The following is a 22,882-nucleotide window of genomic DNA, read 5'->3' on the forward strand; positions in this document are numbered from 1 at the left end:
CTCCAACATGTAGCCAGAAATGCGCGTGTCCTTGCCAATCAACACGGTGGGGCGCGCCTCGCTGCGCTTGAGCACCTGGCCGACCGCATGTGCCAGCCGCAGCGCAAAATCCGGCGTGATCGGCGCTTGGCCGACCGTGCCACGAATACCGTCGGTGCCAAAATACCGTCTAGTCATCATAGGCTCTCCCTGTTGTTGAGTGCCAGCCATACCTGTAGCGCCTGCACGGTGGCCGCCACATCGTGTACGCGAACGATGTGTGCGCCGCGCTGTACCGCCAGCAGTGCTGCAGCCACGCTCGCGCCCAGCCGCTCGGCGGCCACATCCACACCAGTGATGCGCCCCAGGGTCGATTTGCGTGACCAGCCGGCCAACAGCGGCCAGCCCAGCGCCAGCAACTCGTGCTGGCGGGCGAGCAAATCCAGGTTCTGTTGCACCGTTTTGCCAAAACCGATGCCATAGTCCAGCACGATGCGCTCGCGTGCCACGCCGCGCGCCAGCAGCGCCTGAGCGCGCGCGGCGAGAAACTCGCGCACCTGCGGTACCGCGTCGCCCTGCATCGGATGCACCTGCATATCTTGCGGCTGACGGTGCATATGCATCAGCACCACGCCGCAGGCCGGGTCCTGCGCCACTACGTCTTCTGCACTGCGGCCATGCGCGCCGGTGCGCCGCAGCGCCCACACATCATTGATGATATCGACCCCCAGCGCCAGACATTCGGCCATCACCTCTGGCTTATAGGTATCGACGCTGATCGGCACGCCCCAACGCACCGCCTCGCGCACCACCGGCACGACGCGGGCGAGTTCCTCTTCGAGCGGAACTGGCGGCGCGCCGGGACGCGTCGATTCGCCCCCGATATCCAGAATGTCGGCCCCGGCCTTCAGTAGCGCCTCAGCGTGCAGCAGGCCACTTTTGGTATCTGCGTGCACACCCCCATCAGAAAACGAGTCCGGTGTGACGTTGACAATCCCCATCACACGCGGGCGGCTCAGGTCGATGCGAAAGCGCGCCGTCTGCCAGCCAGCAGACGGGGATGCAGAGGAATGGGAGGGCGACATAGCCGCTATTGTGCCCGGGCCACAGCCCCACCCACCGGGGCCGCGACACCCCTCAAAAAGTATCGAGGCCAGGAGCACTGGCCTCGACACCCATTGGGGGGGACACGGATTTAGGCCGCCGTAGGCGCTTGTGGGGACGGGTCGGCCTTCACCGGCTCGGCGGCCCCACCCGCGTCACCGCCTCCCCCGGTGTTGGGGGCCCGTGGGGCCATATCCTTGGGCGGACGCGGTGGACGTCCGGCCATGATGTCGTCGATCTGGTCGCTGTCAATGGTCTCCCACTCGAGCAATGCCTTGGCCATGGCGTGCATCTTGTCAGCGTTTTCTTCGATCAGCCGGCGGGCCAGCGCGTACTGCTCGTCAATGATGCGGCGCACCTCGGCATCGACCTGCCGCATCGTTTCCTCGCTCATGTGCGTGGTTTTGGTGATGGAGCGACCCAGGAACACCTCGCCTTCGTTTTCAGCATAGACCATCGGCCCCAGTTTTTCCGACATGCCATAGCGCATGACCATGTCGCGGGCGATTTGCGTGGCACGCTCGAAGTCGTTGCTGGCGCCGGTGGTCATCTGATTCATGAAGACCTCTTCGGCAATGCGACCACCGAACAACATGCTGATTTGGTTGAGCATGTACTCCTTGTCGTAGGAGTAGCGGTCTTTCTCCGGCAAGCTCATCGTCACACCCAGCGCGCGGCCGCGCGGGATGATGGTGACCTTATGCACCGGGTCGCACTTGGGCAGCAGTTTGCCGATCAGGGCGTGGCCGGCCTCGTGATAAGCGGTGTTGCGCCGCTCCTCCTCGGGCATGACCATGCTCTTGCGCTCGGGGCCCATGAGAATCTTGTCTTTGGCCTTTTCGAAATCCTGCATCTCCACGACGCGGGCGTTGCGGCGGGCCGCCATCAGCGCGGCTTCGTTGCACAGGTTGGCCAAATCGGCACCGCTCATGCCTGGCGTGCCGCGTGCAATGATTTCCGGGCTCACATCCGGGCCGATCGGAATCTTGCGCATGTGTACCTTCAGGATCTGCTCGCGGCCGCGGATGTCGGGCAGCGTCACATACACCTGGCGGTCAAAACGGCCTGGGCGCAGCAGCGCCGCATCCAAAATATCGGGCCGGTTCGTCGCTGCGATAACGATGACGCCCAGGTTGGTCTCGAAGCCATCCATCTCGACAAGCATCTGGTTGAGCGTCTGCTCGCGCTCGTCGTTGCCGCCGCCCAAGCCTGCGCCCCGCTGACGGCCCACAGCATCGATCTCGTCGATGAAGATGATGCACGGGGCATTTTTCTTGGCCTGCTCGAACATGTCGCGCACGCGGGCAGCCCCCACGCCGACGAACATTTCGACGAAATCCGAGCCCGAGATGCTGAAAAACGGCACCTTGGCCTCGCCGGCAATCGCCTTGGCTAGCAAGGTCTTACCGGTACCCGGCGGCCCCACCAGCAACAAGCCACGCGGAATGCGTCCACCGAGTTTTTGGAATTTTTGCGGATCTTTCAGGAAGTCCACGACCTCCTTGACCTCTTCCTTGGCTTCGTCGCAGCCCGCCACATCGGCAAAGGTCACGGTGTTGGCATTTTCGTCCAGCATGCGCGCCTTGCTCTTGCCAAAACTGAACGCGCCGCCACGCCCGCCACCCTGCATCTGGCGCATGAAATAAATCCACACGCCGATGAGCAGCAACATCGGGCCCCAGCTCACCAGCAGGGTCATCAGCAGCGAACCTTCTTCGCGCGGGCGCACGTCGAATTTAACATCGTTGGCGATCAGGTCGCCCACCAAGCCGCGGTCGAGGTAGGTGGCATTGGTGCGCACCCGCCGGTCGTCGGTGGTGATGGCCAAGATTTCGGTGCCGTTGACGCCCTCATGGATAGTGGCGCTTTTGATGCGCTGGGCTTTGACCTCGTTGAGGAAGTCGGAATAGGCCATGTAGCCCGCACCGGTCGTAGTACGGCCGTCAAACTGCTTGAAGACCGTGAACAGAACCATGGCGATCACCATCCAGATCGCCACTTTGGAAAACCATTGGTTGTTCAACGAAGACTCCTACCTTGTCATGGTGAGGTAACGGCTGCCCAAAAAGCCCTCAGACCGCGGGCATCCCAGACGAGCCCAATTGTAGAACTTATCGAAAGCGACTCTCCCGACCAAGGCAAAACCCTTTCAATCAACGGGATAGCACGCGCGCATCCACTGCGCAGGCCCGGGGTTTTCACCCCTGCGCTTTCAGACCCAATCCGACCAGAAAGGTTTCCGCCGACTGCGGGCGCGACGCCCTGGGCTTGTGCGCCTTGACGGTGCGAAAGTGCGCCCGAAACAGCCGCACGGCACTGTCGTAAGCCCCGCCGTGAAACACCTTGGCCACCAGCGCCCCATCGGGCTTGAGGTGCGCCACCGCAAAGTCCACCGCCAGTTCGATCAGATGCTCGATGCGCGCGGCATCCACCTCCTCCACGCCGGACAGATTGGGGGCCATGTCCGACACCACCAGATCCACCCGTTGGGCGGCATCGCCGCCCAACGCCTCGGCCAAGGTTTGCCGCAGCGCGGCCAGCGTGGTCTCCTCGCGGAAGTCACCCTGGATGAAGCGCACGCCATCCACCGGCTCCATGGGCAACAGGTCCAGGCCGATGAGCGTTCCCTGCACCCGAGGCTGCCCGTCGGGGCCCATGGCCGTCCCCAAACGCCGGCGCAGATATTGGCACCACGCCCCTGGTGCACAGCCCAGGTCCACCACGCACTGGCCGGGGCGGATCAAGTGAAAGGTCTCATCCAGCTCCTTGAGCTTATAGGCAGCGCGGGCGCGGTAGCCCTCTTTTTGCGCCAGGCGCACCCAGGGGTCGGTGACATGCTGGTTCAGCCACGCCTTGTTGACCTTTTTGCTTTGTGTTTTGATCTTCATCGGTGTGGGACTATACGGCCACAGCGCACCCACGGAACGCAGCTCCGTAGCAGCCGCTCGACGGCAGCCGCAAGTGGGCCGCCCATCTGCCCTTGCCTCCCCGGATGCCCGATAATCCTTTCATGCCGCTCATCGAACTCACCCCTGCTCAGCGCGCCATCCACCGTGGCCAGGCGCATCATCTCGAGCCGGTCGTCATGATCGGGGCCGACGGCCTGACCGATGCCGTCAAAGCCGAGGTGGATGCGGCCCTCAATGCCCACGGCCTGATCAAGGTGCGCGCCCTGGAGGGCGACCGGCCCCAGCGCGAAGCCTGGCTGCGGACGCTGGCGGACGAACTCAACGCCGCGCCGGTACAGCACATCGGCAAGCTGCTGGTGCTCTGGCGCCCCATCCCGCCCAAGGCCAAAGCCGTCGACCAGGACCGCAAACCCGGCCCGCGCGAATACAAAGTGGTCAAGTACAGCAAAAAAGGCGGCCAGCGCCCCGAGATCAAAACCGTACGGGTGCTGGGCAACCAGCGGCTGACGCCCGGCGGGCTGGTCAAGAAAGCCAAGCGGCGCCAAAAGAGCGCCAAAAAATCCGCGTCCGCTGCCCACTGATCGGTCCCACAGCGGCGCGGCGACGGTTTCCATGGCATGCTTGTGCGCATGAATGACCGCATCGCCCCCACCCTCCTCGACAACCCCCTGCTCGATTTTTCCGATCTGCCGCGCTTTGATGCGGTCAGGCCCGAGCATGTCGCTTCGGCCATCGAATCCCTGCTGCGCGAGGCCGATGCGGCCCTGCAGCAGGTCACTGCCTGCGACTTCCCGGCCGACTGGAATGCCCTGGCGGCCACCCTGGATGTGGCGACGGAGCGCCTGGGGCGCGCCTGGGGCACCGTCAGCCATCTCAACGCCGTGGCCGATACGCCAGCGCTGCGTGCGGCATACAACGCCATGTTGCCGCGCGTCACGGAGTTCTGGACCCGGCTGGGCGCCGACGAACGGCTGTACGCCAAATACAAGGCCATCGATCCTTCTGGCCTGAATACAGCCCAGCGGCGCGCGCGCGAGATCGCGCTGCGCGGCTTCGTACTGGGCGGCGCCGAATTGCAGGGTGAGGCCAAGGCTCGGTTTGCCGCCATTCAGGAGCGCCAGGCCGAGTTGGCTCAAAAGTTCAGCGAAAACACCTTGGATGCGACCGACGCTTATGCCTACTACGCGAGCGAAGCCGAGCTGGCCGGCGTGCCTGACGATGTGCGCGCAGCGACCCGTCAAGCGGCGCAGGCCGAGGGGCGCGACGGCCACCGCCTGGGCCTGAAGCTGCCCGTCTATCTGCCGGTCATGCAGTTTGCCCACGACCGGTCGCTGCGCGAGCGTTTGTACCGTGCTTACGGCACGCGCGCCAGCGACCAGGCCGAGGGCGATGGTGCGCGCTTCGACAATACCCCGCTGATGCGTGAGCTGCTGGCCCTGCGCGCCGAAGAGGCGCAACTGCTGGGCTACCCCAGCTTTGCGCATGTCTCGCTCGTGCCCAAGATGGCGCAATCCCCCGAGCAGGTCATCGACTTTCTGCGCGATTTGGCCCGGCGCGCCCGCCCCTACGCCGAGCAGGATGTGGCCGACATGCGAGCCTTTGCGGCCGAGCGGCTCGACCTGCCCGATCCGCAAGCTTGGGACTGGCCCTACATTGCCGAGCAACTGCGCCAGGCGCGCTACGCCTACAGCGAGCAGGAGGTCAAGCCCTACTTTACGCTGCCGCGCGTGCTGCAAGGGCTGTTTCGTATCGTCGAGACGCTGTTCGAAGTCCGCATCCGCGAGGACCAAGCCGCTGTGTGGCATCCCACGGTGCGTTTTTTCCGGATCGAACGCGACGGCGCACTCATCGGCCAATTTTATTTAGACCCTTCAGCGCGCGCGGGCAAGCGCGGCGGCGCCTGGATGGACGATGTCCGGTCACGCTGGCGCCGCCCGGACAGCGGCAGCCTACAAACGCCGGTGGCGCACCTGGTGTGCAACTTCGCCGACGGCGTGGACGGCAAACCCGCCCTGCTCACGCACGACGATGTGATCACCCTCTTTCATGAATTTGGCCACGGCCTGCACCATTTGCTCACTCAGGTGGATGAGCACGACGTTGCAGGCATTGGCGGGGTGGAGTGGGACGCGGTGGAACTGCCCAGCCAGTTCATGGAGAATTTCTGCTGGGAATGGGTGGTGCTGCAGCAGATGACGGCGCATGTGGACACGGGCGAGCCCTTGCCGCGGGCGCTCTACGAAAAGATGCTGTCAGCGCGCAACTTCCAAAGCGGCCTGCAGACGCTGCGCCAGATCGAGTTTGCGCTGTTCGACATGCGGCTGCACCTGGAAGGCGCCCCGGATGGCGATGTGATGGCGCTGCTGCAGCAGGTGCGCGACGAGGTCGCCGTGCTGCAGCCGCCCGCCTGGCATCGGATGCCGCACACCTTCAGCCACATCTTTGCCGGGGGCTACGCGGCAGGCTACTACAGCTACAAATGGGCCGAAGTGCTCAGCGCCGACGCGTATGCGGCTTTCGAGGAGGCGGCCGCGCAGCGCGGCTCACCGCTGGACGTGGACGTCGGGCGGCGCTACCGCCAGCAGATTCTGGAGGTCGGCGGCAGCCGCCCTGCGCTGGAATCTTTCCGTGCCTTTCGCGGCCGCGACCCCCAGACTGACGCGCTGCTGCGGCACCAGGGCATGGCCTGAGACGCAAGCGCCTGGCGGAGCGCCAGCGCCCCTCAGGGGGTCTCGAACGCGATGGTGCGCACGCCCTCGGGCGTGCCCAGCAAGCAAACGTGGGCACGCTGATGCGCGAACACCCCCACCGTTACCACCCCCGGCCAATTGTTGACCATCGACTCGAAGGCAACCGGGTCGGGGATGCGCAGGCCGTGCACATCCAGAATGTGTTGGCCATTGTCGGTGACCAGCGGCACGCCGTCGCGCAGGCGCACCCGCGCTTCGCCCCCTAGGGCCGCAAATTGCCGAATCAGGCGCTGGGTGGCCATCGGAATGACCTCTACCGGCAGCGGAAAACGCCCCAGCGTCTGCACCCATTTGGATTGATCGGCAATACAAACGAAGCGCCGCGCTTGCGCAGCGACGATCTTTTCCCGCGTCAGCGCCGCACCCCCCCCTTTGATCATGTGGCCGCGCGGATCGATCTCATCTGCGCCGTCAATGTACACCGCCAGCTCCGCCACCTCGTTGGCGTCAAACACGGGGATACCGTGAGCGCGCAGCCGCTGTGTGGACGCCTCAGAGCTGGACACCGTGCCCGCAATGGACAGTTGCGCCTGGGCCAGCGCGTCGATGAAGCAGTTGACGGTCGAACCCGTTCCCACGCCGATGATCTGCCCCGGCTCCACATACGCCAAGGCGGCACGCCCGACCAGTACTTTGAGCTCTTCCTGTGTCATCGCCGGGGCGGACGGGTCGCGGTTCATCATGCAAGATCCTGTCTGTGGCAAAAAACGGAGGGTTGGGGTGCGACAATCGGCCACTCGCCGGCAGTGTGCCGATGACCGATACGACAACTGCGATTATCCGATGGCTTGGATTCCTTACGCGCCGGCCCGTGCGCTTTTATTCCGGCTCGATGCCGAAGCCGCACACGATCTGACCTTGAATGCCTTGGAGCGTTTGCAGCACAGTCCTCTGCGGTCGCTGATGGCCCAACCCCGGATCGACGATCCGCTCGAGCTGGCCGGTTTGCATTTCCCCAACCGGGTGGGGCTGGCTGCCGGACTGGACAAGAATGCGCGCTGCATCGATGCCTGGGCGGCCATGGGTTTTGGTTTCGTCGAGGTAGGCACCGTCACCCCTCGTCCACAGCCTGGCAACCCCCGCCCGCGGCTGTTTCGCCTGCCGCAGGCCGAGGCATTGATCAACCGCTTCGGCTTCAACAACGACGGTCTCGAAGCGTTCGTCCACAACATCGAGCGATCCCAGGCCCGCCAGGAGCGCGCCCGCGCACGCCCTTTGGTTTTGGGGCTCAATATTGGTAAAAACGCCAGTACCCCCATCGAGCGCGCGACGGACGATTACCTGATCGGCCTGGAGGGAGTGTACCCACACGCCGACTACGTTGCTGTCAATATCTCCAGCCCTAACACCCAAAATCTGCGCCAACTTCAGGGTGATGCAGCGTTGGACGGCCTGCTGCAGGCCCTGGCGCGACGGCGTGCGGACCTGGCCGACCGGCTCGGCGTGCGGCGGCCCATTTTCGTCAAGATCGCCCCCGATCTGGACGACGGGCAGATCGCCGTCATCGCCGACGCCCTGCAACGCCATGGCATGGACGGCGTCATCGCCACCAACACCACCCTGGCGCGTGATGCGGTCCAGGGCTTGACCCACGCGCACGAAGCCGGGGGCCTGTCCGGCCGGCCGCTGGCGCGCCACAGCAATCGCGTCATCGCGGCGCTGCGCCAGCGCCTTGGGGCCGGCTTTCCGATCATCGGGGTCGGCGGAGTGATGGACGAGGCCAGCGCGTGCGACAAACTCGCCGCTGGGGCCGACCTCATTCAGCTCTACACAGGGCTGATTTACCGCGGGCCGGACCTGGTGCCGACGGTGGCTCGGGCGCTGCGCGACTGCGCAAAGGGCCAGTGAGATGATCGACGCTGCCACCGCCTGGGATTTCTTCGACGCAGGGCTGCGGTTGACGCTCAGGCCCGGCCTGGGGATACCAGGACATCGCAGGGCGCCTCGGACAGCACATGCTCGGTGACGCTGCCGAGCAACAGTTCCTCTGCGGCGCTCAAGCCGTGCTTGCCAATGACGATCAGGTCGCACCCCCGTCGAGCCGCCGTCTGGACGATGCCCGGCGCCGCATCGCCCTCGTGCAGCATGGCGTGGTAGCGCGAAGGCGGCCAGCCCTGCTGTCGCGCCAAATCGTGCAGACGCGCGGCGGCGCGCTCGCGCGTCTTTTCCCGATACAGGGCGATCATGTCGTCGTCCACGCCGGCAAACCGCAGCTTTTCTTCGAACGGCACGGTGTAGGCGTGCAACATCTGGACCTCGGCGCGGGGCGCGAGCGTATCGGCGAGCGCCAGGGCGGGTGCCGACCAGGGGGAAAAGTCCACTGGCACCAACACGCACCGGTAGCCGCGTTGCACCGGCTGGCGCACCACGAGCAAAGGATAGCTGGCCTTGCGCAACAATCGCTCGGTCGTGGTGCCCAGCAACAGGTGCGGCAACCGCCCACGGCCATGCGCGCCCACCACCACCCAGCGCGCAGCGCAGCGCAGCGCCGTCTCGCCAATCGCCCGCACCGGATGACCCTGCGCAAACACCGGGTGTACGGGCCAGCCCTGCTCGTCCTGCAAGCGGCGCGCCCTGGCCTGCAAGGTGGCGTGCGCGTCGGCCACGATGCGGTCCGACGGACGCTCAGCCCCCAGCCATTCCTGCAAAGCGGCGATCCAGTCGTGGGGCAGGACATGCAGCAAAACCAGCGGCACGCCATGCTCACGGGCCAAGTGGGCGGCCCGCTGTTCGGCCAGCCGCGCGCCATCAGAAAAATCGGTCGCCACCAGCACGCCACCCGTGGGCGGGTCGGCCGGGGGACGGCAGCCTTCGTCGATCGTCATGGGTTGGCTCCCGAAGCAGGCGGCGACACCGTCAACACGCCGAGCAAGTGCTCCGCCGCGTGCACGGCGGCGTCGCGAAAGGGCAGATAGATGTGCTGCGCATCCAGGCGCTGCAACTCCTGCAGTGACGCTTCATCGCGTGCGGTGACGGCGATCGGGCCCGCGTAGCCGGCGCCGCGCAGGGCGTGCACCAACGCGCGGGTGGACGACACCAGTGGCAGCGTCACCACCACCCAGCGCGTGGCGCGCAAAGCTAGGGATTCGACGAAATCCGGGTTTTCTGCGTCACCATAGTGGACTGGCAGACCCTGCCGTTTGAGTTCGCGCACGGCCTCGGGGTCATGGTCGATACCAGCAGCCGCCACACCGAGGCGGCGCAGCTCACCCAGCAATCGGCTGCCGTAGCGCCCCAAGCCAAACACCAGCACCGCCGATTCATCGCTGCGCGGCGGATGGCGGTCGACCGCCAGCTCCCGGTGCGGGCGCTTGCGCTCGAACACCCCCAGCCATGGGGCCAGCCGCTCGTACAGCGGGTGGGAGTACAAGATCATGTAGGTGGACAGGGTGATGGTGATCAAGCCCACCAGCGTCGTCAGCCCCAGGGCCTGCACATCCAAATGGCCCAGGCTGATGCCCATGGCCACAAAGACGATGGAAAACTCGCTGATCTGTGCCACCGTCAGCCCGGCCAGAAACCCGGTGCGTTTTCGGTAGCCCATATAGCCCATGATGGCCATGACGATCAGTGGGTTGCCGATGAGTACGAACACCGCCAGCACCAGCGCAGGCCACAGCTCCTGCCCCAGGGTGGACAAATTCAGCTCCGCCCCCAGATGGATGAAAAAGAACAGCAGCAAAAAGTCCCGCACCCCGCCCAGGCGGGCATTGATCGCCTCGCGGAAATGCGTGGACGCCAGCGTAAAGCCCGCGACGAAGGCACCGGCCTCCATCGAAAAACCCGCCCAATCTCCCAGTGCCGCAAGGCCCACCCCCCACGCCAGGGCAAAGATCAACAGCAGCTCCTGCGAGCGCGCCATCAGCGCCACCACGCGCGGCAGTACCCAGCGCATCAGCGCCGCGATGATGAGCACCGCCAACACGATTCGCCCCACCAGCGAGGCGGCAACCATCCAAGCGCTGGCCGCCTCCCCTGCCTCGGGCGGGCGCAACGCGCTCATGGCCATCATCGCCAGCACCACAGCCAAGTCCTGCACGATCAGAAAGCCAACGGCGATGCGCCCGTGCAAGGCGTCTAACTCGCGCTTGTCGGTCAGCAGCTTGACGATGATGATGGTGCTGGAAAACGTCAGCGCCACGGCTACATACAGCGCGGTCATGACGTCCTTGCCGAGCGCCAAAATCAGGACGAACCCTCCCGCGATGGTGAAGGCCAACTGCCCCAGCCCGGTCGCGAGTGCTACCGGCCCAATGTGGCGTACATGGTGCAAGTCGAGCTTGAGGCCAACGATGAACAGCAGCACCGTCACGCCGATTTGTGCCAGCAGCGCCACCTCATCATGGGCCTTGACCCAGCCCAGGCCGGCCGGCCCCAGGGCGATACCGACCACGATATAGGCGATCAGAACCGGCTGGCGCAGCTGCACGAACAGCGCACCAGCGCCTGCCGCGACCAGCAGCAAAACAGCAAATTCGGCAAAGGGCGTGAAGGTCATGTTGGGCCGATTCTGCCTGGAATTCAACGTTCCCAGCCTTGGCTCGATTCCGATCAAAAAGCCGCCCAGCCAGCGACACGATGCGCTCGCGCACCGCCTTCGCGCTCGTTCGCCTCGCGAGCGGCGCGCCTAGCCGCCGCGCCCCATCAGCGGCCGCGACTCGACCACAGCCAGCCCAGCAGGGTCGCGGCAATGGCCCCGAAATTGAGAAACGACCAGTTCGCGATCGTCAAACCCAAAAAGGTCCAGTCGACGGCCGTGCAGTCCCCGCTGCCGCGAAAGATCATGGGGATGGCCCGTTTGAGGGGGAACGATTCGATCATGCCGAACAAATCCCGCCCGCAAGCCAAGATCTCGGGCGGATACCACTGCAGCCAGGACTGGCGTGCCGCCACGGCAGCCCCCGCCAGTGCGAGCACGAGCGCCAGCCACGCCAGCGCACGCCGCAGCCTACGGCCCGCCGCTGCCGCGCCCGCCGTGGCCAGCGCCACCAAAATCAGCGCATAGCGCTGGACGATGCACATCGGGCACGGCTCTAGCCCGACCACGTGCTGCAAATACAGGCCGAAGCCGAGCAGGCCCAAACACCACAGGGCCAGCCCCCCCAGAACCGCGCGGGGCGACATGGCCATCGCAGCCGCCCATCCGTTGCGGCCAGGGACCTCAGTTGGCATCGGCAAACGCTCTTTCGATGACGAACTGCCCGGGCGTGCTCGTGCTGCCCTCGACGAAGCCCAGACGCTCGCACATGGCCTTGAGGTCGCGCAGCATGGCCGGGCTGCCACAGATCATGACGCGGTCGGTCTCGGGGTTGAGCTGCGGCAAGCCCAACTCGCGCGCCATCTGGCCGCTTTGCACCAAATCCGGGATACGACCCTGCCGCTCGAAGGGCTCGCGGGTCACGGTCGGGTAGTACAGCATCTGTCGGCGCACATACTCGCCAAGAAATTCGTGCTGGGGCAGTTCCTGGGTCAGGTAGTCGCGGTAAGCCAGCTCGGCCACCTGGCGCACACCGTGCACCAGCACCACCTTCTCGAAGCGCTCGTAGGTCGCCGGATCGCGCACGATGCTCAGGAAGGGGGCCAGTCCCGTGCCGGTCCCAAACAGGTACAGGTTCTTGCCCGGCAACAGGTAATCGATGACCAGCGTGCCCGTGGGCTTGTGGCCGACGATCACCGTGTCACCCGGCTGGATGTGCTGCAGTCGGCTGGTCAGCGGGCCATCGGGCACCTTGATGCTCAAGAACTCCAAATGTTCCTCGTAATTGGCGCTGACGATGCTGTAGGCACGCAGCAGCGGTTTGCCGTTTTCCAGCCGCAACCCGATCATCGTGAACTGGCCGTTGAGAAAACGCAGCCCGGGATTGCGTGTGGTGGTGAAGCTAAACAGCCGGTCGGTCCAGTGATGAACGGTCAGCACACGTTCTTCGTCGAATGCACTCATGATCAGGTGGTAGAAAATCGGGATGGTCGAGCGTAGCCGCCCGCGGGGCGCGGCAGCTTGACCTGCCTCAATCCCTGAAGGCCCTTCGGGAAACGAACAACTGCGTTACAGTCCGAGCCCGACGCGATCAACGGGCGATCAACAGGGCTCGATAACAGGGCTCGATGATCGCTCACCGAGTCAAACCCGCATCGTATCAAACCCCTTATGCTGGTTCCGTGGAGTACTTATCACCATGGGGCATGAGGGGGGCCTTTCTCTGCACAGGAGCACGACACCATGGCACGCACCGTCCACTGCATCAAACTCGGCGTCGAAGCCGAGGGACTCGACTTCCCGCCCTACCCGGGCGAGTTGGGCAGGCGGATTTGGGAAAACGTCAGCAAGCAGGCATGGCAGGACTGGCTGCGTCACCAGACCATGCTGGTCAATGAAAACCGTCTGAACCTGGCCGACGCACGTGCGCGTCAATATCTGGCGCGACAGATGGAAAAACATTTCTTTGGCGAAGGCGCGGACGTCGCCGCCGGCTACGTTCCCCCTGCGCAGGGGTGAAATGGCCGGCGGCGTGGTCGAATGGCTGCCGGACGGCACGCCCCGCAGCCTGCACTTTGGCGACATTTACCGCAGCCGAGGCGTCGACGGCTTGGGCGGCCTGGCGCAAGCGCGCCATGTTTTTCTGAAGGGCTGCGGTCTGTGGCCCAGCGGGCCCGATGCGCTCTGGCGCGGACATGCTCGCTGGCATGTGTTGGAAAACGGCTTCGGGCTGGGGCTGAATTTTTTGGCCACCTGGCAGACTTGGCAGGCGGATGGATCGGCGCCGCCGACGCTGTGCTACACCGCGACTGAAGCCCATCCCGCAAGCGCGGACGATCTGCGCCGCAGCGCGGCCCCTTTTGCCGAACTCCACCCGCTGGCTGCTGCGCTGAGCGAACACTGGATCGGGCTGCTGCCGGGCGTGCACCGCTGGAGCTGGCAATGGCCTGCGGACCGCGCCGATGCCCCTGGCCGGCGCCTGCTGTTGACCTTGTGCGTGGGGGACGCGGCGCGTTGGTTGCCGACGTTGGATGTGCCGGTGGACAGCGTGTTTCTGGATGGTTTCGACCCCGCCCACAACCCCGACATGTGGTCGCCCGAAGTGCTGCGTGCAGTGGCGCGCCTGTGTCGACCGGGTACGCGACTGGGCACTTGGACGGTGGCACGCGCGGTCCGTGATGGGCTGGCACAAGTCGGCTTCCAGGTAGAAAAGACCCCAGGCCTGCCGCCCAAGCGGCACTGCCTGCGGGCAGTCTATGCGCCCAGTTGGACGCCCCGTGGTGCGTTGCGCACCGCCGTCTACAAGCTGCCCGCCCCAACCATTGCTGCGGCGTCGGCATGCCCAACACGGCAGGCGGTCGTAATCGGTGCGGGCCTAGCCGGCTCGGCAGCCGCTTGGAGCTTGGCTGCGCGGGGCTGGCGCGTCACCGTGCTGGATGCGGCCCATACCCCGGCTGCCGGCGCATCGGGCTTGCCCGTGGGTTTGGTCGCCCCGCATGTGTCGCCCGACGATGCGCCCCTGTCGCGCCTGACCCGGGCCGGCTTGGCCTGTACTCTCGAGCGCGCCCGGGCTTTGCTGACGCCGGGGGTGGACTGGGGCCCCAACGGCGTGTTGGAGCACCGCGTGGAGGGCAAACACGCGCTGCCCGATTCGGCGGTCTGGCATGAACACGGCCGGGCGTGGAGCGATCTGGCCGATCCGGCGCGGACCGCGCGCGCCGGCCTGCCTGCGGACACGCCTGCCCTTTGGCACGCCCAAGCGGCGTGGCTGCGGCCGGCGGCGCTGGTGGCCGCACAGTTGGCCCACACCGGGGTGCATTTCGTCGGCGCGGCGCGCGCCGCCGGTCTGCGCCACATGGCGGATGCTGACGAGTGGATCGTGATCGACGATGCCGACCAACCGCTGGCCCGCGCTGCCGTGGTCGTGGTGTGTGCAGGCTTCGATTCCCTGGCGCTGCTGCCGCGCGCCGACAGCCCGCCGCTGCCTTTGCATGCCTTGCGAGGACAGGTAACCTGGGGATCCATGGCCAGCCTGCAGCCATCGACGGTCGCTGCCCTGCCGCCGTTTCCTGTCAATGGGCATGGGTCGTTCATGGCTGGCGTGCCAGGACCCGATGGACAGCCGCTGTGGTGCATGGGCGCCACCTTCGTGCGCGGCAGCACCGACCGTTCCGTCCAAGATGGCGATCATCTCGCCAATCTGAACAAGCTGCGCCGCTTGCTTCCTCGCGCCGCCGAAGCCCTGTCCGGGTTCTGGCTCCAGGCACACGGCTGGGCCGGGGTGCGTTGCACACTGCCGGATCGCTTGCCCGCTGTCGGGGCGGTGGACCCCGAGCGGCTACCTGGCCTGTGCGTACTGACAGGACTGGGCGCACGGGGGCTGACCCTGTCTGCGCTGTGCGGCGAGGTGCTGGCGGCGGAGTTGCACGGCGAACCGTGGCCCGTGGAGCGCCCTTTGGCACAGGCGCTGCTGGCCCGGCGCTTCGCCGCCGCGGGTCGGCGGCGCGACACCGGGGGGCGGACGCCGACTTAGTCGCCGTAGCGCACCATCACATAGCGGCCCGGCGCCGGCCCGAGTGCCGGATTGTGTGGTGGCTGGCGCGCCGGCACCGCCTGTCCACTGCCACGCTGATTCAGCCACGCCGACCACGACGGCCACCAACTGCCCTCCAGCCGCGGCGCCACGGCCAGCCACTCGTCCGGTGTGCGCCACGGGTGGTCGGCCGGCGTCGTCAGCAGGTGATGGTAGCGTCCGCGATGCCCGGGCTCCGAGACGATCCCGGCGTTGTGGCCCCCACTGGTCAGCGCAAACGTCACCTCGGCCGAGACCAGGTGATGGATTTTGTAGACCGAACGCCAGGGTGCCACATGGTCCTTGACGGTGCCGACCGCGAACACCGGCACGCGGATGTCGCGCAGCGCGATCGGCTGCCCCTCGAACTGGAAGCGTCCCTCGGCCAGGTCGTTGTTGAGGTAGCAGCCGCGCAGGTACTGGCTGTGCATCACCGCCGGCAGGCGCGTCACATCGGCGTTCCACGCCATCAGGTCATTGCCAACCTCGTCCTCGCCGAGCAACCAGCGCCGCGTTTGGCTGGACCAGACCAGCTCGCGCGAGTGCAAGAATTGAAACGATCCTGCCATCTGCTGCCCGGTCAGATAGCCGCGCGCCGCCATCATATCCTCGAGCAGCCGAACCTGTGCCTCGTCGATCAGAATGCCAAGCTCGCCTGGCTCCTTGAAGTCCGTCTCGGCGGCCAGCAGCGTCAGACTCGCCAGCACCCCCTCTTCCGCGACACCCGCTGCATGCTGACAACCCAGCCGCGCGTCGCCGCCGCCCAGCGCCGCTGCAGCGATGGCGGCGAACGTCCCGCCCAGGCAATAGCCCATCAGATGCACCGGCGCGCCGGTCGCGCAGCGCACATGATCCAACGCCGCCAGCACCCCGTCGCGGACATAGTCGTCCATCGCCAGCAGTGCGTCGTCCTCGTCCGGGTTCTTCCACGAGACGATGTAGACGGTGTGGCCCTGTCCGACCAGCCAGCGCACGAGCGAGTTGTGCGGGGACAAGTCCAGGATGTAGTACTTCATGATGCACGAGGGGATCACCAGCACCGGCTCGCGCTGTACCGTGGGTGTGCTGGGCGCGTATTGAATCAGCTCGATCAGCGCGTTGCGCAGCACCACCTGTCCCGGCGTGGTGGCCAGCCCCCGGCCAGGGGCGAGCTCAGGATCGAAACGCTGCGGCGGCGGCTGCAGGCCCAGGCGCCACTGCATGTCCTGCACCATGCGGCCCCAGCCCCGCAGGAGCGACTGGCCGCCGGTTTCCCAAGCGCGCTGCAGCGCCTGCGGGTTGGTCCAGAGCATGTTGCTCGGCGCCCAGGCATCCAGCCATTGGCGGCCGTAGAAGCGCATCTGCTCGCGGCTGTGCGCTTGCATGCCGCGCAGCGCCGCCGCCTGCTGCCACCACAGCTCCACCGCTTTGCTCGCGCTGGCCAGTCCCGACCATGGCCAGCGCTGCCACGCCGGGTCGGCATAGCGCGGGTCCTCGCGCACTGCACGCAGCAGTGGCGAGGCGTCCTCGGGCCGCGCGTCCTCTCCCCCCGAGCCATCGGGCAGACCGCTCGCTGCCGCCCCGGGTGGCGGGAGGGCCGTCGCTGTGGCGGTGACCGTCTCCGCCCAAGCGCGGCATGCATCCTGCCACCATGCCTGGCTCAGCTGTGCTGCCTGTTGCGCCAACCGCCGTTGGGACCCTGGCGAACTCAGCGCGTGCAATGCCCAGTCCGTTGCCGCCAACGCCAGGGATATCGGCGACAGGCCGCTCCACCATCGGGCCATCAATACCGATGCCTGCTGGTCCAGGGCATCGGCCGCATCGGACTGCCGGCGGTGGGGCTCGCCGGACGCAGGCGCAGACCCGGTATCAAGCCCGGTGGAATGGAGCGGACGTCGGTGTAGCGTATCGGTCATGAGTAAGGTCCCCGCAGCGGTCGGCGCACGAATACCGTGCATCGGCACAATAACCGTTTTGCCACTCGGTGTGCTGACCCAGATCAAGCAGCGGCGTGACCCGAGCGCCTACAATTCTTAAATCGCTCACATACGACTGCGCGGCTCGCGCCGTGTCGGGGCCACTGTCGCCCCTAAAAGATCCTGCGCCATGACACACGTTGTTACCGAAGCCTGCATCGCCTGCAAGTACACCGACTGTGTGGACGTCTGCCCCGTGGACTGCTTCCGCGAAGGGCCCAATTTCCTGGCCATCGACCCCGATGAATGCATCGACTGCGCGGTTTGCATCCCGGAGTGCCCGGTCGGGGCGATTTACGCCGAAGAAGACGTGCCGCGCGACCAGCAGCACATGATCGCTCTGAACGCCGAGCTGGCCAAGCTGCCGACCTGGAAGAGCATCACCAAACGCAAGGCACCGCTGCCCGAGGCCGAGCAATACAAAGACAAGACCGGTAAGCTGCCACTGCTCAAGCGCTAATCCCGGGCGCGCTGCGCTTCGCTGCGACTGCCATGGCGACGGCCCCTCCCATCCGCACCGATGTCGTCGTGATCGGCGCTGGCCCGGTCGGGCTCTACCAGGCCTTTCAGTTGGGTCTGCACGAGCTGGACGTGCACGTGGTGGAGGGGCTGCCCCACGCCGGAGGGCAATGCGCCGAGTTGTATCCCGACAAGCCCATCTACGACCTGCCGGGCATCCCCACCTGCAGCGGGCGGGAGCTGACTCAGCGGCTGCTGCAGCAGTTGGCACCGCTGCGCATCCCCCTGCATCTGGGGCAGATCGTGACCTCGCTGCAGCGCCGGGCAGCCGACGGGGCCGCACCTTCCGCACGTTTTCAGCTGGAAACGGAGGGTGGCCTCGGTTTCGAATGCGATGCGCTCGTCATTGCCGCAGGCGTGGGCGCGTTCCTGCCGCGCAAGGTGCCGCTGGTCGAGCTGCAGGCCTGGGAGGGCCGCCAGGTGCACTACCGCGATCCCCCTTCTGACGTCTGGGCGGGCCAGCGCGTCGTCGTCATGGGGGGGACCGAGTCGGCCGCGGCACTGGCGCTGCAACTGGCCGATGGCGGGGCGGCCGATGTCACGTTGCTGCACCGCAACGACCGCTTTGCCATCGACCCCGCGCTGGATGAACGGCTGCAGTCCGCCATCGGCGCAGGCTGGGTGCGCCTTTGCTTGGGCCAGCCGGTGGGGGCCATCGCTGCCGCTGATGGCCGTCTGGAAGCGCTGGAAATCGCCACCGCCGACGACCGGCGGCTGACGCTGCCTCTGGACCTGTTCATGCCCCGCCTGGGGCTCAATCCCCGTCTTGGCCCCATCGCCGATTGGGGGCTGGCGCTCGAGCGCAAGCACCTGGTCGTGGACACCGCAGCTTACCGCACCGCCGAGCCGGGCATCTATGCGGTGGGGGATGTGAACACCTACCCCGGCAAGCGCAAACTGATCGTCTGCGGCTTTCACGAAGCCACGCTGGCGGCATTTGCCATCGCACAGTGGCTGCGGCCGCAGGAGCGTATCGTCCTGGAGTACACCACCACCAGCACCCGGCTGCAGCGGCTGCTGGGTGTTGGGCCGGACTGATCAGTCGAGCAGCCGCATCGGCACCGGCGCATAGCCATGGTTGAGCGGCCCACTGCCCTGCCCAGTGCGCACATGGGCGCCGGCGGCGATCGCCCCGCGCACCCAGCCTTGAGCGGACTGCACAGCCTCCTCCAGCGTTTGGCCCAGGGCCAAGAACGACGCCACGGCCGACGACAGGGTGCACCCTGTGCCGTGCACATTGTCGCTGACGATGCGCTCACCGGTCAGGCGGATCCAATACGCTGGCGGCTCGCCTCGGATAGCCAGCAGATCGGTCACCACATCCCCGGGCAAATGCCCGCCTTTGAGCAGGACGGCGGATGCACCGCGCTGCAGCAGACCAGCCGCTGCGGCCTCCAGCTCGTCCGCCTGTGTCAGCGGTCGTCCCAGCAGCAAGGCCGCCTCGTCCAGGTTGGGGGTGACGACGGTGGCACGCGGAAAGAGCTCCCCCACCAGGCGCTCGACGGTGGCATCCTCGATCAAAGTGTCACCGCTGGTGGCCACCATCACCGGGTCTAGCACCACGTTGGGCAGGCGGTAGGTATCGATGGCCCAGGCCACGGCATCGACGATGTCCGGTGCATGCAGCATCCCGATTTTTACCGCATCGACGCCGATGTCTTCCACCACGGCGGCGATCTGCTCTTTCAAAAACGAAGCCGGCACCCCCTGAATGGCACGTACCCCCAGTGTGTTTTGGGCCGTCAGCGCCGTGATCGCCGTCATGCCATAACAGCCCAGGGCTGCGATGGTCTTGAGATCGGCCTGGATGCCGGCACCGCCGCCGGAATCGCTGCCAGCGATAGACAGCACGCGCGGATAGTGCAGACGGGGCGGGTGGGCGAGATCGTTCAGGTGCGACATGCGCGACATTATCCGTCGCGCGCGCACGGATGCGGGACCTGCAAGCGGGGCCCGGGTTTCCCTGGGGTACCATCCGGGGCATGCATCTGCGCGAACCTATTCTGATCCTCGGCGCCGGACTGATGGGGCGCCTGCTTGCCGTCACCCTGGCGCGCGCCGGCCACCCGGTCCGTATCGTCGATCCCGCCCCAGACGCTGCGCAGGCCGGCGGCGCGGCTCGGATCGCAGCCGCCATGCTGGCGCCGCTGGCCGAATCGGCCGTGACCGAGCCCAACGTCGTCGCCATGGGCCGCTATGCGCTGCCGCGCTGGCAGGCGTTGTGCGCGGATCTGACGCAACCCGTGTTTTTTCAGCAAAACGGCACACTCATTCTGTGGCACCGCCAGGATGCCCCGCAAGCCACCCGTTTCGAGGCGCTGCTGCGCCACACCACCGCGCAGCTGCCCGATTTGCCCGCCCCGCGCGCGCTGGACGCGCAGGGCGTCGCCGAGCTGGAGCCGGCTGTGGCCGGGCGCTTTCAGCGGGGACTGTTCCTGCCCGATGAAGGCCAACTCGACAACCGCCAGCTCCTCGACGCGCTGCTGGCCACGCTGACCGCGCTGGGAGTGGATATGAACTGGGGCACTGCCATGACGCTGCAGCAGGCCTGCAGCTGGCAACGCGACCACCCCGACGGTTGGGTGTTGGACTGCCGCGGCCTGGGCGCGCGCGAGGACTGGCCAGCTCAGATTGCCAAGGGCAAGGGCCCCCTGCGCGGGGTGCGTGGCGAAGTGGCGCGCCTGCATGCGCCGGATGTCACCCTGCAGCGCCCCACCCGGCTGCTGCATCCGCGCTACCCCATCTACATCGCCCCCAAGCCCGGCCATCTGTTCGTCATCGGAGCCACCCAGATCGAGTCCGACGACCTGTCCCCGACCAGTGTGCGCTCCACCCTCGAGCTGCTCAGCGCCGCCTACGCGGTCCACCCCGGCTTTGGCGAAGCCCGCGTGCTGGAGCTGTGCGCCCAATGCCGCCCCACCCTGCCAGACAATCTGCCCGCCGTCGTCGAGCGCGCCCCGCGCGTGCTGCAGATCAACGGGCTGTACCGCCACGGGTTCATGATCTCGCCTGCGGTCCACGACGCCGTCGTCGAATACCTACACAGCGGCCGCATCGATTTGGCGCAGCGCCTGGGGCTGGCATTCACCCGGGCCCAAGACGCCATGCCCGCCAGCATGCCATGAGGATTTGGATCAACGCGCAACCCGTGGAGCTGCCAGACGGCGCCAGTGTCGCCGACGCGGTAGCCCACGCCACCGACGGCCAAGCCCCTGGAGCGCCGTTCGCCGTGGCGGTCAATCTGCAGTTCGTGCCGCGCGCACAATATGCCCTCACGCCACTGCGCGATGGCGACCGCGTCGAAATCATCTCCCCCATCACCGGCGGCTGATCCCACCATGACTGCTCTCGCCAACCCCGATACCCCCCCGTCCGATCTGCTCGTCCTGTACGGCCAAGCCTTTGGCAGCCGCCTAATGCTGGGTACCGCACGCTACCCGTCGCCCGCCGTCCTGGAGCAGGCCGTGCGGCGCTCCAGCCCCTGTATGCTGACCGCATCGCTGCGCCGCCAAGGGGCGCTCGGCCTGGATGCTTCGCACGGCTTTTGGACGCTGCTGAAAAAACTGGACGTGCCCGTGCTGCCCAACACTGCGGGCTGCCACAGCGTGCAAGAGGCCATCACCACTGCGGAAATGGCGCGCGAGGTGTTTGGCACCGAGTGGATCAAGCTCGAGCTGATAGGCGACGACTACACGCTGCAGCCCGACACCCTGCAACTGCCCGTGGCAGCGGATCAGCTCATCCAACGCGGCTTCAAGGTGTTGCCCTACTGCACCGACGACCTGGTGCTGTGTCAGCGCCTGCTGGACGTGGGCTGCCAGGCGGTCATGCCCTGGGCAGCGCCGATTGGCACCGGGCTGGGCCCCATCAACCCGCACAGCCTGCGCACCTTGCGCGAGCGTCTGGATGTGCCGCTGATCGTGGATGCGGGGCTGGGCTTGCCATCCCATGCCTGTCAGGTGATGGAGTGGGGCTTTGACGCCGTGCTGCTCAACACCGCCGTGGCGCTGGCGCAGGATCCCGTTGCCATGGCCGGCGCCTTTGCCGATGCGGTGGCCGCGGGACGCGCAGCCTACCGGGCGGGGGCGATGGCACCGCAAACGTCGGCACAGCCGAGCACACCGGTGCTCGGCACCCCCTTCTGGCACCAAGGCTGAGACCACCATGGACGCCGCCCCTGCCGTCCTCGATGCGCCACTGGACGCCGTGGCAACCATCGTGCAGCTGCACCGCGGACTGCTGATCGAGCGCGACGCCGAACCCAACGCCACGCCTGCCAATCACACCGTATCCGCTGTGGCCTACGCCGCCGCGCGCCGGCTTGGGTTCGTGGATGCCGATGCGCACTGCGTTGCGCAGGCCTGGGCACGGCGCAGCGCAAACCGCCCGTTCGACCCCACTGACTGGCCTGATGATCCGGCGGATTTCGGGTTCGACCTGCCTGCGGCCCGCTTTGCCCCCTGCCCGCATCGGCTGGGGCTGTACGCGGTGCTGCCAGACGCGACATGGGTGGCCCGCATGGCGCGTGCTGGGGTGCCGACCCTGCAACTGCGCTTCAAACACCCGGACCCCGAGCGCATCGCCCACGAAGTGCGCGCCGCCGTCTCCGCCGTGCGCGGCACCCCCGCGCGGCTGTTCATCAACGACCACTGGCGCGAGGCCATCGAGGCCGGCGCCTACGGCGTCCACCTGGGGCAAGAGGATCTGGATACCCTGACGGCAGACGACCTGGCCCGCCTGCGCCACTGCGGTCTGCGCTTGGGGATCAGCACCCACGGCTATGCCGAAATGGCGCGCGCCTGGCGTATCGGGCCCAGCTACCTGGCGCTGGGTGCCGTGTTCCCCACCACGCTCAAGGCCATGCCCACGGCCCCGCAAGGGCCACAACGGCTGACGCATTACGCCCGCCTGGCGCGCGATCTGCCCACGGTGGCCATCGGGGGCATCGGCCTGGCCGAATTGCCCGCCATCGCAGCCAGCGGGGTGGGGTCGTTCGCCGTGGTACGGGCCATCACCGGCGCGACCGACCCCGAAGCAGCTGCCGCCGAGCTGATGCGCACCTGGGCCCGGCTGCGCGCCAGCCCCCATGGGCAGGGCCCCGACCTGGCGCTATAATT

21 protein-coding genes and 1 pseudogene are annotated in these 22,882 nt (G+C 66.7%); 11 read left to right on the forward strand and 11 right to left on the reverse strand.

The features are described from left to right. The 4 genes and pseudogenes from glmM to P3W97_RS02275 all read right to left on the reverse strand — a co-directional run. A pseudogene (gene glmM, locus P3W97_RS02260) lies at positions 1 to 177 on the reverse strand (phosphoglucosamine mutase); the annotation flags it as partial. After that, positions 177 to 1,064 (reverse strand): dihydropteroate synthase, encoded by an 888-nt coding sequence (folP, locus tag P3W97_RS02265; protein ID WP_300843399.1) that lies wholly within the window; start codon positions 1,062 to 1,064, stop codon positions 177 to 179. The gene folP and the pseudogene glmM, both read right to left, overlap by 1 nt. Before the next feature lie 110 nt (positions 1,065 to 1,174). Beyond that, positions 1,175 to 3,106 (reverse strand): ATP-dependent zinc metalloprotease FtsH, encoded by a 1,932-nt coding sequence (gene ftsH, locus P3W97_RS02270; protein ID WP_300843400.1) that lies wholly within the window; start codon positions 3,104 to 3,106, stop codon positions 1,175 to 1,177. Positions 3,107 to 3,281: 175 nt separating this feature from the next. Then, positions 3,282 to 3,971, reverse strand: a complete 690-nt coding sequence (locus tag P3W97_RS02275) for an RlmE family RNA methyltransferase (protein WP_300843401.1) — start codon at positions 3,969 to 3,971, stop codon at positions 3,282 to 3,284. Positions 3,972 to 4,093: 122 nt separating this feature from the next. Here P3W97_RS02275 and P3W97_RS02280 point away from each other — a divergent pair, with 122 nt between their 5' ends. Continuing rightward, the gene (locus P3W97_RS02280) at positions 4,094 to 4,573 is read left to right on the forward strand and encodes a YhbY family RNA-binding protein (protein ID WP_300843418.1); all 480 of its coding nucleotides are present in this window, start codon (positions 4,094 to 4,096) and stop codon (positions 4,571 to 4,573) included. 48 nt (positions 4,574 to 4,621) lie between these two features. Beyond that, positions 4,622 to 6,682, forward strand: coding sequence for a M3 family metallopeptidase (locus P3W97_RS02285; protein WP_300843402.1), 2,061 nt, complete (start codon positions 4,622 to 4,624; stop codon positions 6,680 to 6,682). Positions 6,683 to 6,714: 32 nt separating this feature from the next. On the opposite strand, the gene rpiA is transcribed toward P3W97_RS02285, so the two are convergent. After that, complete coding sequence (rpiA, locus tag P3W97_RS02290) at positions 6,715 to 7,422, reverse strand: ribose-5-phosphate isomerase RpiA (RefSeq protein WP_300843419.1); 708 nt, start codon at positions 7,420 to 7,422, stop codon at positions 6,715 to 6,717. A gap of 103 nt (positions 7,423 to 7,525) precedes the next feature. Between rpiA and P3W97_RS02295 the strand changes: the two genes are divergently transcribed. Then, positions 7,526 to 8,590 (forward strand): quinone-dependent dihydroorotate dehydrogenase, encoded by a 1,065-nt coding sequence (locus P3W97_RS02295; protein ID WP_300843403.1) that lies wholly within the window; start codon positions 7,526 to 7,528, stop codon positions 8,588 to 8,590. Positions 8,591 to 8,646: 56 nt separating this feature from the next. On the opposite strand, the gene P3W97_RS02300 is transcribed toward P3W97_RS02295, so the two are convergent. The 4 genes from P3W97_RS02300 to P3W97_RS02315 all read right to left on the reverse strand — a co-directional run bounded on the left by P3W97_RS02300 (position 8,647) and on the right by P3W97_RS02315 (position 12,683). Further along, positions 8,647 to 9,567, reverse strand: coding sequence for a universal stress protein (locus P3W97_RS02300; protein ID WP_300843404.1), 921 nt, complete (start codon positions 9,565 to 9,567; stop codon positions 8,647 to 8,649). Next, on the reverse strand, positions 9,564 to 11,240 hold the full coding sequence (locus P3W97_RS02305) for a cation:proton antiporter (protein ID WP_300843405.1): 1,677 nt from the start codon (positions 11,238 to 11,240) through the stop codon (positions 9,564 to 9,566). The genes P3W97_RS02300 and P3W97_RS02305 overlap by 4 nt, the downstream gene beginning before the upstream one ends. A gap of 146 nt (positions 11,241 to 11,386) precedes the next feature. Continuing rightward, entirely contained in the window at positions 11,387 to 11,872 is a 486-nt protein-coding gene (locus tag P3W97_RS02310) for a disulfide bond formation protein B (RefSeq protein ID WP_300843406.1), read from the reverse strand. Between the two features lie 31 nt (positions 11,873 to 11,903). Continuing rightward, positions 11,904 to 12,683 (reverse strand): ferredoxin--NADP reductase, encoded by a 780-nt coding sequence (locus tag P3W97_RS02315; protein WP_300843407.1) that lies wholly within the window; start codon positions 12,681 to 12,683, stop codon positions 11,904 to 11,906. 279 nt (positions 12,684 to 12,962) lie between these two features. On the opposite strand from P3W97_RS02315, the gene P3W97_RS02320 reads away from it, so the two are divergent. Further along, positions 12,963 to 13,238, forward strand: coding sequence for an oxidative damage protection protein (locus tag P3W97_RS02320; protein ID WP_300843408.1), 276 nt, complete (start codon positions 12,963 to 12,965; stop codon positions 13,236 to 13,238). A 1-nt stretch (position 13,239) separates the two neighbouring features. Beyond that, positions 13,240 to 15,252, forward strand: coding sequence for an FAD-dependent 5-carboxymethylaminomethyl-2-thiouridine(34) oxidoreductase MnmC (mnmC, locus tag P3W97_RS02325; protein WP_300843409.1), 2,013 nt, complete (start codon positions 13,240 to 13,242; stop codon positions 15,250 to 15,252). Here the strand turns inward: mnmC and P3W97_RS02330 are convergent. Further along, positions 15,249 to 17,186 (reverse strand): alpha/beta fold hydrolase, encoded by a 1,938-nt coding sequence (locus tag P3W97_RS02330; protein WP_300843410.1) that lies wholly within the window; start codon positions 17,184 to 17,186, stop codon positions 15,249 to 15,251. The genes mnmC and P3W97_RS02330 overlap by 4 nt on opposite strands. A 190-nt stretch (positions 17,187 to 17,376) precedes the next feature. On the opposite strand from P3W97_RS02330, the gene fdxA reads away from it, so the two are divergent. After that, positions 17,377 to 17,706, forward strand: coding sequence for a ferredoxin FdxA (gene fdxA, locus P3W97_RS02335; RefSeq protein WP_300843411.1), 330 nt, complete (start codon positions 17,377 to 17,379; stop codon positions 17,704 to 17,706). A 32-nt stretch (positions 17,707 to 17,738) separates the two neighbouring features. Then, positions 17,739 to 18,803: an NAD(P)/FAD-dependent oxidoreductase gene (locus P3W97_RS02340; protein ID WP_300843412.1), complete on the forward strand. Its 1,065-nt coding sequence runs from the start codon at positions 17,739 to 17,741 to the stop codon at positions 18,801 to 18,803. Here the strand turns inward: P3W97_RS02340 and thiD are convergent, their stop codons facing one another. Beyond that, positions 18,804 to 19,667, reverse strand: a complete 864-nt coding sequence (gene thiD / locus P3W97_RS02345) for a bifunctional hydroxymethylpyrimidine kinase/phosphomethylpyrimidine kinase (protein ID WP_300843413.1) — start codon at positions 19,665 to 19,667, stop codon at positions 18,804 to 18,806. It abuts the gene before it with no gap. Positions 19,668 to 19,747: 80 nt separating this feature from the next. Between thiD and P3W97_RS02350 the strand changes: the two genes are divergently transcribed. From P3W97_RS02350 to P3W97_RS02365, 4 genes are read left to right on the forward strand one after another with little or no spacing between them, the layout of a single operon-like run. After that, positions 19,748 to 20,890, forward strand: coding sequence for an FAD-dependent oxidoreductase (locus P3W97_RS02350; protein ID WP_300843414.1), 1,143 nt, complete (start codon positions 19,748 to 19,750; stop codon positions 20,888 to 20,890). After that, a complete protein-coding gene (gene thiS, locus P3W97_RS02355; RefSeq protein ID WP_300843415.1) occupies positions 20,887 to 21,096 on the forward strand; it encodes a sulfur carrier protein ThiS in 210 nt (69 codons plus the stop codon). Before P3W97_RS02350 ends, thiS begins: the two co-directional genes overlap by 4 nt. Positions 21,097 to 21,103: 7 nt before the next feature. Beyond that, entirely contained in the window at positions 21,104 to 21,922 is an 819-nt protein-coding gene (locus P3W97_RS02360) for a thiazole synthase (RefSeq protein ID WP_300843416.1), read from the forward strand. A 7-nt stretch (positions 21,923 to 21,929) separates the two neighbouring features. Continuing rightward, the gene (locus P3W97_RS02365; protein WP_300843417.1) at positions 21,930 to 22,880 is read left to right on the forward strand and encodes a thiamine phosphate synthase; all 951 of its coding nucleotides are present in this window, start codon (positions 21,930 to 21,932) and stop codon (positions 22,878 to 22,880) included. Positions 22,881 to 22,882: the final 2 nt, after the last annotated feature.

The sequence above is a fragment of the Tepidimonas sp. genome (assembly GCF_029335975.1).
Taxonomy (GTDB): domain Bacteria; phylum Pseudomonadota; class Gammaproteobacteria; order Burkholderiales; family Burkholderiaceae_C; genus Tepidimonas.

Coding starts and splice junctions, on each gene's coding strand:
- P3W97_RS02330 (WP_300843410.1), bottom strand. CDS start 17,186: ATGACCGATACGCTACACCGACGTCCGCTCCATTCCACCGGGCTTGAT.
- thiS (WP_300843415.1), top strand. CDS start 20,887: ATGAGGATTTGGATCAACGCGCAACCCGTGGAGCTGCCAGACGGCGCC.
- P3W97_RS02360 (WP_300843416.1), top strand. CDS start 21,104: ATGACTGCTCTCGCCAACCCCGATACCCCCCCGTCCGATCTGCTCGTC.
- P3W97_RS02350 (WP_300843414.1), top strand. CDS start 19,748: ATGCATCTGCGCGAACCTATTCTGATCCTCGGCGCCGGACTGATGGGG.
- P3W97_RS02340 (WP_300843412.1), top strand. CDS start 17,739: ATGGCGACGGCCCCTCCCATCCGCACCGATGTCGTCGTGATCGGCGCT.
- P3W97_RS02365 (WP_300843417.1), top strand. CDS start 21,930: ATGGACGCCGCCCCTGCCGTCCTCGATGCGCCACTGGACGCCGTGGCA.
- P3W97_RS02315 (WP_300843407.1), bottom strand. CDS start 12,683: ATGAGTGCATTCGACGAAGAACGTGTGCTGACCGTTCATCACTGGACC.
- thiD (WP_300843413.1), bottom strand. CDS start 19,667: ATGTCGCACCTGAACGATCTCGCCCACCCGCCCCGTCTGCACTATCCG.
- rpiA (WP_300843419.1), bottom strand. CDS start 7,422: ATGAACCGCGACCCGTCCGCCCCGGCGATGACACAGGAAGAGCTCAAA.
- fdxA (WP_300843411.1), top strand. CDS start 17,377: ATGACACACGTTGTTACCGAAGCCTGCATCGCCTGCAAGTACACCGAC.
- mnmC (WP_300843409.1), top strand. CDS start 13,240: ATGGCCGGCGGCGTGGTCGAATGGCTGCCGGACGGCACGCCCCGCAGC.
- folP (WP_300843399.1), bottom strand. CDS start 1,064: ATGTCGCCCTCCCATTCCTCTGCATCCCCGTCTGCTGGCTGGCAGACG.
- P3W97_RS02275 (WP_300843401.1), bottom strand. CDS start 3,971: ATGAAGATCAAAACACAAAGCAAAAAGGTCAACAAGGCGTGGCTGAAC.
- P3W97_RS02320 (WP_300843408.1), top strand. CDS start 12,963: ATGGCACGCACCGTCCACTGCATCAAACTCGGCGTCGAAGCCGAGGGA.
- P3W97_RS02310 (WP_300843406.1), bottom strand. CDS start 11,872: ATGGCCATGTCGCCCCGCGCGGTTCTGGGGGGGCTGGCCCTGTGGTGT.
- P3W97_RS02285 (WP_300843402.1), top strand. CDS start 4,622: ATGAATGACCGCATCGCCCCCACCCTCCTCGACAACCCCCTGCTCGAT.
- P3W97_RS02295 (WP_300843403.1), top strand. CDS start 7,526: ATGGCTTGGATTCCTTACGCGCCGGCCCGTGCGCTTTTATTCCGGCTC.
- P3W97_RS02300 (WP_300843404.1), bottom strand. CDS start 9,567: ATGACGATCGACGAAGGCTGCCGTCCCCCGGCCGACCCGCCCACGGGT.
- P3W97_RS02280 (WP_300843418.1), top strand. CDS start 4,094: ATGCCGCTCATCGAACTCACCCCTGCTCAGCGCGCCATCCACCGTGGC.
- P3W97_RS02305 (WP_300843405.1), bottom strand. CDS start 11,240: ATGACCTTCACGCCCTTTGCCGAATTTGCTGTTTTGCTGCTGGTCGCG.